Source organism: Fictibacillus halophilus (assembly GCF_016401385.1).
Lineage (GTDB): Bacteria > Bacillota > Bacilli > Bacillales > Fictibacillaceae > Fictibacillus > Fictibacillus halophilus.
Map to the genome: position 1 here is coordinate 2,425,949 of NZ_JAEACF010000001.1, position 12,477 is coordinate 2,438,425.

Below are 12,477 nucleotides of genomic sequence, written 5' to 3' on the forward strand. Positions count from 1 at the left end.
CTATATTTGTCGAGAAAAGCGATTTAAAAGTTACAATAACCTTTCTAAATCATTGAATTCGGGTCTAAGATTCGGTCAGCTTCTTCTTTAGATAAGATTTTTTTTGATACAAGAACTGCTTTTAATGTCTGACCGGTTTCAAAACTTTCTTTTGCTACAGCAGCTGCTTTTTCATATCCAATGTGAGGATTCAGTGCGGTTACAAGTGAAAGACTCTGCTCGAGCCAATTTTGAATATTCTCTTCATTAGCTTTAATACCTTTTAAACATCTTTCTGTAAATATTGAGATTCCGTTACTTAAGATCGTGATGGATTGAAGCACATTAAAACCAATTACAGGCATCATTGCATTGATCTCTAGCTGACTTCCGATTGCTGCTGTAGATACACATGCATCATTGCCTATCACTTGTGAACAGATCATATACATATTTTCTAATATGACTGGGTTGATCTTGCCTGGCATGATTGATGATCCTGGCTGAACAGCGGGCAGCGTGATCTCTGCCAATCCTGTTCGAGGACCACTGCTTAACAATCTAAGATCACTTGATATTTTTATAAGGTGAACAGCTAGTTCTTTTAAATGGCCGCTTACTCGAATCGCTGCATTCGTATTCTGCATAAACGCATATGTATTGTCACTTTGTGTAAACGGCAGATTCGTTTTTTGAGCGATCTGTTTGATGGCAAGTTGTGCATAATCAGGGTGAGCATTGATACCTGTTCCTACTGCATTTCCACCCAACCCCAAGGCATATAAAGAGTTCTCCGAGTGTTCTAGAGCATGCTGTACCGACTCTAGAGTTCCTCTATAACCTTTGAATTCACTTCCTAATCGAATAGGAACAGCATCCTGTAAATGTGTTCTGCCTGCTTTTATAATCTCATGAAACTCCATTTCCTTTTCTCTTAAGACTTTATTCAGTCGGTTAAGGGCAGGATAAAGCCTTGTTTGAAGTTCAGATGCTACAGAAATCTGTATAGCTGTCGGAATGGTATCATTGGTAGATTGTGACATATTAACATCATCATTTGGATGAACAAGTGAATAATCGCCTTTTTTCCCGCCTAATATTTCAGAAGCACGTGAAGCTAGAACCTCATTCATGTTCATATTTTGAGAAGTTCCAGCTCCCGCTTGATAGGCATCTACAACAAATTGATCTCTCCACTCTCCGTTTATTACTTCATCAGCTGCTGAAATTATGGCATTCGCTTTTTCATCATTCAATGCCTTACATTCTTTATTGGCGAATGCTGCACTAGCTTTGATAATGGCTTGTGCTTTTATGAAAGAGAACGGTAACCGAATACCGCTGATTGGAAAATTCTCAACCGCTCGTTGTGTTTGAGCTCCATAATATGCGTCTTTTGGGACCTTCACTTCTCCCAATGTATCTTTGGCAATTCGAAAGTTATCCAAAATCCCTACCTCCTCAAGTATCCTTACCTTCTGTATCCCCTTCTTAAAAAAGATGTAACCCTTTTCCAGTAATCGCTTACCTTTACTTACTCGACCACAACTTTACATAACAAAAAAACCGCCAATTTAGACGGTTTTTGTTTTGTGCAGCGAAACGACCACAGCAGGTTCTTTTTTTATGAACTTGTGCTCAATTGTATATCCTGCTTTCTTCTGCTTGAGAAAGGTCTTTTTAGATATTGGACGGGGCCTTGACCAGGAAAGGGAGTCAAGATTTTTCCAGTTATCATGTGTAATGATTTCACTTTTGTAATAATAACAGTTTCCGCTTACGTATTCTTCGCAGATGTAGCGGACTGTTTGTCGACTATGCATAACATCTCTCCATTTTTTCTTTCATTATCCCCGCATAACCGTTCATCCATACTTAAGCAAAAAAAGGCCTGAAGACCCTACCTCCAAGCCTTAATCTGTTAATCTCTAGTGTTCCACCACCACCAGCCACCAAATATCAAGATGAGAATAAACACTATAATTACTACAGCCCAGACCCAACCGTAACCATAGCCGCCATAACCGTACGCTCCGTAAGCATACGGGGTATAGTAAGGATAATATGGAAATGCCATCCTGCTACCTCCTCTTATTTCTTTATGCGTTCTTACTCCTTATTAAAATATGTACGAAGTGGGTAAAGAGGAATAGAGGCAAACGCACAAATTTTAGCTTTTCATTCCTTTTATAAGTTTTTTTAGGCAAGTTATCGATTGTTTTTCCATTCTCTTCTATGCAAGTTGATTGGAGCGTAGGGTTGCCGACTCCTATGGGACGAGCGGTCAGGTGAGACCCTTAACGGAGCAAAGCGGCAAGGGGCTCACCGTTCGCCCCATGGAAAGCGAGCAACCTGGAGTGGAAATCAACTTCTTTCAAAGAGGAAATAATTTCTCATTGTATCTTAAGGGTTGTTTGGTGAAACTACTCATAGAATTCTGCGGACGGAGGTAAGGCATTCATGGCTGTTAATGAAAATCATATTTTTTCTCCAGGATATCGAATAAGTGTTAATGGTGTTCAAATTTATTATGAATACTTCGATCATGAAGATCCGGATGCGAAAGTGGTAGTTCTCGTTCATGGATTTTTATCTTCTACAATTAGCTTTAGAAAATTGCTTCCTTATTTAACGAAAACATATAAAGTCATTTCTCTTGATCTCCCAGGGTTTGGGCAGAGTGAAAAATCGACGAGTTTTATCTATAAACTTTCTAATTATGGACAACTGATTATCGATTTATTAGATAAATTAAACATTCAAAACGCGATTTTGATCGGACATTCTATGGGTGGCCAGATCTCTATGCATGCTGCTAAGAAGTCTCCGAAACGAATTGAAAAACTAATTCTTCTCGGCTGTTGTTCATACGTAAAAAGAGCTAGCCGGTCTTTAATCGCATGCTCTTATCTACCGTTATTTACTTGGGGTATGCGCAACTGGATTCAAAGGAAAGATGTAAAAGAAAACTTACTTTCTGTCTTACATGACTCAAAGCTCGTTACGGAAGAAATGATTGAAAGCTATAAGAAACCGATTAGCGAAGTAGCTTTCACCCATTCTTTGATCAGGTTGTTACGTCAACGAGAAGGCGATATGTGCTCTCAGGATCTAAATCAGATTGAACAGCCCGTTTTGATGCTATGGGGCAAAGAGGACAAAGTGATGCCCGTTAAAACGGGGTATCGTTTAAAACACGATTTACCAAACGCTGAACTTATCGTCTATGAAAAGTGCGGTCATCTGCTGATGGAAGAAAAACCGCAAGAAATATGCAGTGAGATCAATCGTTTTATCGAAGAAGGTGTTACGCAAGGTACTGCGTTTCAACAAGAAACTTCTTAATCCTGTTCAATTTATTTCATAAACAAAAGAGGCTAAAGCCATGTATTCACAGGCTCAGCCTCTTTTTTACTGTTCACGACTCTTTGTCATCTGTTGCCACACTGTACCAGCTGCTTCTTCCCCGCTTTGGATACGTTCTATCGCAATTTTGACTTGTAGAGATACTTCAAACTCAGGATCATCTTGAGCTGCTTTTAAAGCAGGTAGTGCTGTCTCGTCGCCTACTTCAAATAAGAAGCGAGCAGCTCTCCATCTTACAAGTTTGTTTTTATCGGATAATGCATCACACATAACAGGTATTGCTTTTGCATTTCCTAGATCAGATAAAGCATCACCAGCTGTTCGTCTTACCGATACATTCTTATCTTGAAGAGCTAGGTAGAGAAGAGGTAACACAGCTTCATCTTCAATCATTCCTAAGTAAACGACAGCCAAACGTCTGATAGAAGGCTTTTCATCTTTTAAAGCCTGTTTCAGTACCATAACATCATCAATAGATGGATTTATTCTTTCTAATGCGGCATAACGCGTCTGCCAATCAGCATTACGAAGTTGTTGCGCCACTTCTGAAGTAGAAAGTGTTTCGACCTCAACCTCTTGATCGGGGTTTGAGCTATAAGCTTGTTTCACTAATTGATCTAAACGTTCTTGCGGATAGACTGCAGATAGCTCTTCAGCCACTTCACTGCCTACTTGTTCAAACGTACCATAACGAACTCCTTGTTCTTCCCATTGTCGTTCCATCACAAGGTTATCGGAAGAATCTTGTGCCTCTAGTGCGGCTTTAGCAAATCGTTCTGCAAGACCGACTCTTCTTTCTTCTTGCTCGGTTTTAAGTTTAATCTGCATAGGAAGACCTCTAAACATCTGAACAAGAACCGTAATTTCTTTTATCTCATCCTCTTGTTTAGCTTGTTGATCAGAGGTTTCATTTAATTCTTCTTCCTGACCAAAAACAGCTCTAACTCCTGACAATACATCTTCCCATTTCGCACGCGAGTTTCGTTCTAACGCTATAAAATCTGCAACATGATAGATGCTTTTTACTCCATCCACTTTGAGGATCTCCTGAATGAATGCGGGAGCATCCTCTGCATCATCTTTTGTATAGTTGTAACGCTCGGTTCCTGGTAGTGTTTCGGACAGATTAATCTTCATTGAATTTGGACTTGGAGTTGGTTCAATTCCTGTAATTTTCATCTTCACTCACTCCTATTCATGTTTTAAATCTATTTGTAGCAGATAGTCGTTGATCTGTTTCTTTTCTTCATCCGTAAACTTATATTCACAATCGACACCCTCATCGTGAGCAATGATTTCTTGTAGCTCACCATTTCCATCATAGACAGCTAAAGCACTCGGCTCATGGAGTCCGTCAGGTAAAATTTCAACATTCTTGATTTCAAAAGAAATATATACATTTGTCCAATGTCCAACCTGAACGACATCATGTCCTGTAAAATGTAAGCTTCCTTCAAAATAATTTGTGAATCCATATTTGTACATAGCTGTCCTCCAAGTAAATATCTCTTATCTATTATAAGGAACAATAGATAAAATCTCAAAACATGCAGGTTCTATAATGAAGAAGGTAAAAAATACCCTATTTTTACAAAAGAAAAACAAACACAGTGTTTCGTGTTTGCATTTCTATGTTTGTTATTTGGTTAGTTCTCTAAGTATAGCTCTCACAGGACTTCCGTCTGCCTCTTCAAGTGCAAGTGGAAGTGCAACGAGTTCATATTCTCCTTCAGGAACCTCATCTAATACAAGACCTTCCAAAATATGAATGTTGTGCTCATACAGAGCATGATGCGCTCCGAGCTCCTTGCTATCTAAAGGATCGACGGATGGCATATCTACACCGACCAATCCTACTCCGCATTCGCTAAGAAATGGTACAACTTCTGGTGACAGAGGCACAATTTCTTTCGGAAACACGGAACGATCTTTCCAGCATCTTGTTTTAAACAAGACTCGTTTCGTACCAACTTGTAGTTTGTTTTTCAAAATCTCAACGGTTATCACTTCCGTATTCGTCACATCAATGACAACTGCTCGGCCTACATATAAGTCAAGGTGCAACCCACCGACTCTTTCACCACTACTTTTAAAGTGGTAAGGCGCATCAATATGTGTACCCGTGTGCGTACTCATCTTCAACTTCCCAACGTTAACTGAACCAGAGTCCTCTTTCGTCCAAGCAAGATCGAAGTGATACGGTGTATCCCCTGGCCATCCCGGTACCCCGTTGTAAAGCGGCATAGAAATATCATATAATTTCATAACTACCACTCCTTACGCAATTACTTCTCTTTTATTTTCATACTTCTCATATTCACGATTCTTCATAATCTTACTTAAGATCTGGACGGCTTCAAATACATCACGATAAGAGTTATACAGTGCCACAGGGGCTAAACGAATAATGTTAGGTGCTCTAAAATCTGGAACGATGCCATTTTCTTTTAATGCCTTGCAAATTCTCGCAGCATCATTGTGCATAAGAGCCACATGTCCACCTCTTCTTTTATCGTCAAGGGGATTTACGATCGCAAACTCATTTTCGATCTCTTGATTCAACAAGTCCATGAGCAGAGTCGTTAATCTTAAAGATTTCGTACGAATTCGGTCGATCTTGGCTTCTTCAAAAATAGATAACGATCCGATCAATGGCGCTGTGCTCAGCATATGCGGTGTTCCAATTTGAAAACCACCAGCAGAATTCTCCGCATCAAAGTGGTGATCCATATCAAACTGCGTTTCTTTTTTACTGCCAAACCAGCCAGAAAGCCCAGGCGTTTTCGAAAAATGCTTCTTATTCACATACAATCCACCGACTCCGCCTGGTCCAGCGTTTACATATTTGTAATTGCACCAAAAAGCAAAATCAACTCCCCATTTACTTAGTTCGTGAGGAAGAGCTCCGATTGAGTGACAAAGATCGAAACCAATCGGTATATTTCTTTTGTGCGCTTCACGCGTTAAACGTTCTATATCTAATAATTGTCCGCTTCTATAAAGAACAGAAGGAAGTAAAATAAGTGCGACATCCTCCGTCATCTTATCAACGATATCTTGTTCATCAAGCGTTAATCCATTCTTGCTTCCTACTTGAATCAAATCAGTCTCAGAATCTAGACCTTTTAATTTTAATTGACTCTGCAATCCGTATATGTCAGAAGGAAAAGTGAGTTCATCTGCTAATATCTTCGTTCTTCCCTCTTTCGGTTCAAAAAAGGTAGCGACCAATTGATGAAGGTTTACTGTAGTTGACCCTGTAACGATTACTTCTTTCTCTTCAGCCCCAACGAGTAAAGATAGCTTTTCTGCTAGTTTTTCACTTAGAGTAAACCAAGGGTATCTACCACCCATCCAGCCATCTATCCCATGCTCTTTCCAGTCATTTAATACATCAAACAAAGATTGTTCTGCACGTTTAGAAAGAAGACCTAGCGAGTTTCCATCTAGATAGATCGAATCATCTTTTGTATAGAACTCTTTTTTAAAGATAGCTAGTTCATCATTTTGATCCATTTGTTCTACTGTTTGCGCTGTGATTTGTCTCATTTTGTACTTTCCTCCCGAATGCAAGAATTGGAACCGTTTTCAATACAGAGTAATTTGACATATACATATCCCCACTTCTTCCATTATGATAGACAAAAAGGGGGTGCTACCACTGAAACGACTTTGGTGGTTCACAGGAATTGTAATCGTGTTCTTTTCGACAATCGCTTTTATATATATGTATAATAACGCAGATTTACAAACGGTAGAAGAAAAAAAGATACCGAAGCAACAAAATACAGCAGCGCCAAAAGAAATAAAGACAGAGCCGATTCCTCCTCAACCTGAGGCACAATCATCAAGTCTTACACTTGCGGCGGTTGGTGACATCTTAATTCATGATACGGTCTATAATAAAGCTAAAACAGCAAAAGGATATGATTTTAATCGTAACTTCACCTCAGTAAAATCATATTTGACCCAGCCTGATATTACGATAGCGAACCAAGAAACAATGATTGGTGGTACAAAGCTCGGTCTATCATCCTACCCCTCTTTCAATTCACCGCATGAAGTCGGAGATGCGTTAAAAGCAAATGGGGTAGATCTTGTAACGTTAGCGAATAACCATACACTTGACCGGGGAGAAAAAGCGATCATCAGTGCTTTAAATTATTGGAATCAAATTGATGTGATGTATACGGGTGCGTATTTAACGGATAAGGATCGGCAAAATATCCGACTGATTAAAAGGAATGAAATTACAGTATCCTTTTTAAGCTATACATATGGAACGAACGGAATACCAGTACCTGCCGGAAAGAATCATCTTGTCAATCTAATCGAAGTAGAACGAATCAAGCGAGACATTAATGAGGCTAAAAAGTTATCGGATGTTAATGTTGTTTCTCTTCATTTCGGAAACGAGTATGAAAGAATGCCGAATGAGTTTCAAAAGAATATCGTGAAAGTAGTAACCGAAGCCGGTGGAGACATCATCATCGGTCACCACCCACACGTTTTGCAACCTGTAAAATGGGAGACGGCAAGTGACGGCTCAAAAACGTTCGTCGCTTATTCTCTCGGGAATTTCTTATCCGGTCAAAGACGTGAATATAAAGACATCGGTGGAATCGTTCAACTGAAGGTAACCAAGCGACAAAAAGGAACGAAAAAAACCATCGAATTATCCCAACCGAAATTTCTGCCAACCTATGTAGATCAACCATTTGTGATTCGTCCAATGAAAGACTTACCTGCAATGAGAAAGTCTTATGAAGAAATAAAAACACACATGAAGCAATGGGTTCCGGAACTTACTTTCTTTGAATAATCTTCAAAAAAGAAGCTGACTCCTATTTTTATAGGAGTCAGCTTCTTTTACTTTCCTTTTGATCTTGGGCTTTGTGTATCTCTTTTTGGTAGTTCATCACTAAATTTTTCATCAGAAAACTCTACGTCTGTCATGCTTTCTGTTGGTGTTGAGTTGTTTTTCGCTGCTGCGTCCCAAGAGTGTTTACGTTTTGTCATGTCGTTCCCTCCTTATTTTTTAGCATGTGTATTTTTCTCAAAAATAATAAAAGACAGATCCTAATTTAGAATCTGTCTCTACAAATCGTTATAATACCATCGCAGCAATAAAGCCAAATGCAATTACTGGCAGGTTATAATGAAGAAAAGTTGGGACACATGTATCCCAGATGTGATTATGCTGATTGTCCACATTTAAACCTGATGTAGGTCCAAGTGTACTGTCTGACGCAGGAGAACCCGCATCCCCTAACGCTGCAGCTGTTCCGATAACAGAAATTGTTGCCATCACACTCAAACCTATTTCTGCAGAAAGTGGAACAAAAATCGTCGTGATGATTGGTATAGTTGAAAATGACGAACCGATCCCCATCGTAACGAGCAAACCGATGACAAGCATTAGCAGGACACCAAGCGCAGTGGAGTTCCCGATTAATGCTGCACTTTCCTTTACTAAAGTTTCTACTTCACCAGTTTCTCGCATTACAGCAGCAAAACCGGCAGCAGCAATCATAACAAATCCGATGTAAGACATCATTTTCATTCCTTCAGTTAAAAGAGCATCTGAAGAATTCAGCTTTAATTGTCCGCTAAAATAAAGAACAATTATTCCTGATAGTGCACCGAAAATCATAGAATCTGTCTGCAGTTGAACAGTTAATGTAGCCAGTACTGATAAGATTGCTACGATAATAGAACGTTTGGTATAGATTACATCTTCATCAGTCGCTGTTCCAACTTTTCTGTTCTCATATTTTCGCGGTTTACGATAGCTGAAAAACGCAATTCCAAGACCTACAATCATCCCGAGAGATGGAATGGTCATTGCAGATGGAATTTGGTCTAGTTGAATCGTTAATCCGCTGTCTTTCATATTTGTTTGAAGGATTTCATGGAATATTCCTCCAAACCCAACCGGAAACCACATGTAAGGTGTGATAAGACCAAAAGTAATCACAGTTGCTACAAGTCTTCTATCTATCTCTAATTCATTTAAGACGTGTAAAAGTGGTGGAATAAAGATTGGTATGATCGCAATGTGAACAGGTATCAAGTTTTGAGAAAAAGAAGAAATCATTAAAATAATAAACAATATGAGAACTTTAGATAAAGATTTCCTTTTGGTTTCTCCTTCTTTACTTACAAGTCGAATAGCACTTTTTACCATCAACTCTGGAAGTCCCGTTCGAGATAATGCCACTGCAAAACTTCCTAATAACGCATAACTTAAAGCTATGACCGCATTCGAACTTAATCCTTCTGTAAATACTGTTATCGTGTCTGTTAAACTCATTCCTGCAAAAAGCCCGCCAGTTAGAGCACCAATTAGCAAGGCTACAACAACATGTATACGTAAAAGGCTAAGTACTAGCATAACAGCTACCGCTAATACCACAGCATTCATTTTATTTCCTCCTCAAATAACTTTATTGCTTTATTTCGCTAAATCACTAATATACTAAACCTTTAACAAATTAACATGGATAAAGGGATTTTGTCAAACACAAAACAAAAACTGGCTCTCAACAGAGAGAACCAGTTTTTATCCTAACTATTACGCTTTAAAGTTTCTTACGAAGTTAACTAGTGTTCGGACCATAACACCAGTTGCTCCTTTTGGACCTAACTCTGTGGATTTTCCAGAATAGGCGGTACCTGCGATATCCAAGTGGACCCAAGGCGTATTCTCAGCAAACTCTCCTACAAACAATCCACCTGTAATGGCATGACCAAGTCTGCCTGTTGAGTTGTTAAGGTCAGCAACATCACTTGTTTTTAGCATATCTTTAAATGGCTGAAAACTTGGAAGAAGCCACAATAATTCTGCTTCATCAGCTGCAGAATTCTTAATATGTTCATAGAACTCTTCATCGTTTGTTAGGGCCCCTGTAGTACAATCTCCTAGCGCAACAACAACTCCGCCAGTTAAAGTGGCAACGTCAACAATATATTTTGCTCCTTGTTCCTTTGCATACGTAATCGCATCGGCTAGTATGAGACGTCCTTCTGCATCCGTATTGCGAACTTCAATTGTCTTTCCACTCAGCGAAGTGATCACATCTCCTGGCTTCATAGCCTCTCCATTGATCAAGTTTTCTGAGGAAGGAATTACAAACATGATATTGATCTCGGGCTTTAGACGGCCGATCGCCTCCATCGCCCCTAATACAGCCGCACTTCCACCCATATCGCTCTTCATCTCATGCATGTTTAAAGCTGGTTTGATCGAATAACCGCCGGCATCAAAGGTTAATCCTTTTCCTACTAAAGCAACATACGAATCTTCCTTTTTGCCGCCTTGATATTTTACCGTGATTAACTTTGGAAGCTGATCTGATCCTTTACTAACAGCCAGTATCGCTCCCATTCCCAGCTTTTCCATGTCTTCTTTTTCAAGGATCTCATATTCCATGCCATATTCGAGCGCCACATCAATTGCCTCAGCAGCAAGATCTGTAGGTGTAAGAAGATTCGCTGGTGTGTTTACAAGATCTCGAGCGAAGTTGATTCCTTTCGCATAAGCAAAACCGCTCGTTAATCCTGCTTCAGTCTCACTCTTTTCCGTATAAACAGTTATAGATTCTAACCGTTTTTGCGGTTCATTTGTTTTCTTTTTGTAGTCTTCAAATTTATAAACAGCGGTACCAGCTGCTTCACTAAAAGCATGGGCAAGCTTTTCCATAGGAAGTTGATCCGTATGGAACGTATCCAGCAATACAGAAAAATGCGTTCTCTTTTCTTTTGTGATTTCTTGCACTGCTCTTCCGAATGAGCTTCTAGCCTTGTCATACGTAAAATCTTCGCGCTTACCTAAACCTGCAAAATAGATTCTTTTCGTTCCAAGCTGACCTAACGTATTAAGCTTTTTAATGCTTTTGAAGCGATTTGATAAATCGCCTTCTTTTATAAGATCAGTAATTGTTCCTTTTAATTCATGATCCATTTCTGCCATTACACCAGTAAGTTTTGGTTCTTGAAATAAACCGACCAGTAGGACTTCTTCTTGTTCGCTAGTATTCCAATGTTGTTTAATCATAAACATGTTAAAGTTCCCCCTTCTTCGTTATAAAGCTCTGCCTTTCATTATACTCTTTCTTTTAGAATATTTCGAATTCACGATGCTTTATTCTTCTAAATTCAAATAAAGTTTTGGAAGCACTGGCAGCTGTACGACTTCTTCAAATTTTACCCTATCTGGATGGCTAGGGATAACTCTAAGACAATGATCAATAAACATTAGTACTCTCTCCACATTTAACTGCCAATAGGTTGGTTTATACGGTGTTAGATACTCTTTGGCCACCCTCATCATTTGTCTGGCTCCTTTAAGATTTCCATATTCATAATGATAGAGAGATACCGTCATCTGCAGTAACCCCTTGATAAACAAGTTACTGCGGTCTGTGAGCCACACTGCTTCTAATAGATCGTGGCCTGTGTAATAATCTCCATCGTTAAATACAATAAAAAATTCGTAATACTCCTCGGGAAAATACTCCATTCTTGAAACCTCCCTCTTTCGTTCAATGTCTTGCAAAGATTGAACTGGTCCTAAATCGGGTAACAACTATCTAAAACAGCCATACTATAAACCACCATATTGAAAGGATAATCCTCATGCCAGATATTCTATTGAATTTCCCATTAATTGCAGCTTTACTTGGTGTATTTTCTGCACAATTCTTAAAAATTCCTATACATTTTTATCATACTAGAAAAATCAGATGGGAGTTATTTATTAGTACAGGAGGAATGCCTAGTTCACATTCGGCTTCTGTCACTTCATTAGCAACAGCCGTTGGAGCCTTACACGGCACTGGTTCAACTCTCTTCGCCATCGCTGCCATGTTTGCGATCATCGTCATGTACGATGCAAAAGGTATTCGTTGGCATGCAGGAGAACAAGCAGCCGTATTGAATGACTTAGTAGAAGAATTCAGAAACCACGTGAGGGAATCAGAAAGATTTCAAGAAAAAAAGGTGGAAGAACAAAGGAAAGAATTGAAAGAACTTCTCGGACATCGTCCTAGTGAGGTATTCTTTGGCGGACTTCTTGGAATTCTTCAAACACTACTCTTATCATGGTTGTTTATATCATAGGAGGTTCTTCTT

13 protein-coding genes are annotated in these 12,477 nt (G+C 39.2%); 3 read left to right on the plus strand and 10 right to left on the minus strand.

What is annotated here, in order from left to right:
- Positions 1-44: 44 nt before the first annotated feature.
- Complete coding sequence (locus I5J82_RS12605; protein ID WP_198768130.1) at positions 45-1,427, minus strand: class II fumarate hydratase; 1,383 nt, start codon at positions 1,425-1,427, stop codon at positions 45-47.
- Between the two features lie 473 nt (positions 1,428-1,900).
- The gene (locus I5J82_RS12610; protein WP_198768131.1) at positions 1,901-2,056 is read right to left on the minus strand and encodes a sporulation protein YjcZ; all 156 of its coding nucleotides are present in this window, start codon (positions 2,054-2,056) and stop codon (positions 1,901-1,903) included.
- A 383-nt stretch (positions 2,057-2,439) separates the two neighbouring features.
- Here I5J82_RS12610 and I5J82_RS12615 point away from each other — a divergent pair, with 383 nt between their 5' ends.
- Positions 2,440-3,324 (plus strand): alpha/beta fold hydrolase, encoded by an 885-nt coding sequence (locus I5J82_RS12615; protein WP_198768132.1) that lies wholly within the window; start codon positions 2,440-2,442, stop codon positions 3,322-3,324.
- A 66-nt stretch (positions 3,325-3,390) separates the two neighbouring features.
- Here the strand turns inward: I5J82_RS12615 and I5J82_RS12620 are convergent, their stop codons facing one another.
- The 4 genes from I5J82_RS12620 to kynU all read right to left on the minus strand — a co-directional run bounded on the left by I5J82_RS12620 (position 3,391) and on the right by kynU (position 6,894).
- Positions 3,391-4,524, minus strand: a complete 1,134-nt coding sequence (locus I5J82_RS12620; RefSeq protein WP_198768133.1) for a conserved virulence factor C family protein — start codon at positions 4,522-4,524, stop codon at positions 3,391-3,393.
- Positions 4,525-4,536: 12 nt separating this feature from the next.
- On the minus strand, positions 4,537-4,830 hold the full coding sequence (locus I5J82_RS12625; RefSeq protein ID WP_198768134.1) for a hypothetical protein: 294 nt from the start codon (positions 4,828-4,830) through the stop codon (positions 4,537-4,539).
- A gap of 153 nt (positions 4,831-4,983) precedes the next feature.
- Positions 4,984-5,610: an arylformamidase gene (gene kynB / locus I5J82_RS12630; protein WP_198768135.1), complete on the minus strand. Its 627-nt coding sequence runs from the start codon at positions 5,608-5,610 to the stop codon at positions 4,984-4,986.
- A gap of 12 nt (positions 5,611-5,622) precedes the next feature.
- A complete protein-coding gene (kynU, locus tag I5J82_RS12635; RefSeq protein ID WP_198768136.1) occupies positions 5,623-6,894 on the minus strand; it encodes a kynureninase in 1,272 nt (423 codons plus the stop codon).
- 148 nt (positions 6,895-7,042) lie between these two features.
- Between kynU and I5J82_RS12640 the strand changes: the two genes are divergently transcribed.
- Positions 7,043-8,167: a CapA family protein gene (locus I5J82_RS12640; protein ID WP_332873657.1), complete on the plus strand. Its 1,125-nt coding sequence runs from the start codon at positions 7,043-7,045 to the stop codon at positions 8,165-8,167.
- A 47-nt stretch (positions 8,168-8,214) separates the two neighbouring features.
- On the opposite strand, the gene I5J82_RS12645 is transcribed toward I5J82_RS12640, so the two are convergent.
- From I5J82_RS12645 to I5J82_RS12660, 4 genes are all read right to left on the minus strand, one after another.
- Positions 8,215-8,364 (minus strand): hypothetical protein, encoded by a 150-nt coding sequence (locus tag I5J82_RS12645; protein ID WP_198768138.1) that lies wholly within the window; start codon positions 8,362-8,364, stop codon positions 8,215-8,217.
- A gap of 88 nt (positions 8,365-8,452) precedes the next feature.
- Entirely contained in the window at positions 8,453-9,769 is a 1,317-nt protein-coding gene (locus I5J82_RS12650) for a Na+/H+ antiporter family protein (RefSeq protein ID WP_198768139.1), read from the minus strand.
- A gap of 150 nt (positions 9,770-9,919) precedes the next feature.
- Positions 9,920-11,407, minus strand: coding sequence for a leucyl aminopeptidase (locus I5J82_RS12655; RefSeq protein ID WP_198768140.1), 1,488 nt, complete (start codon positions 11,405-11,407; stop codon positions 9,920-9,922).
- 81 nt (positions 11,408-11,488) lie between these two features.
- Positions 11,489-11,866, minus strand: coding sequence for a DUF309 domain-containing protein (locus I5J82_RS12660; protein ID WP_198768141.1), 378 nt, complete (start codon positions 11,864-11,866; stop codon positions 11,489-11,491).
- 116 nt (positions 11,867-11,982) lie between these two features.
- Between I5J82_RS12660 and I5J82_RS12665 the strand changes: the two genes are divergently transcribed.
- A complete protein-coding gene (locus I5J82_RS12665) occupies positions 11,983-12,465 on the plus strand; it encodes a divergent PAP2 family protein (RefSeq protein ID WP_198768142.1) in 483 nt (160 codons plus the stop codon).
- The last annotated feature ends 12 nt before the right edge of the window (positions 12,466-12,477 follow it).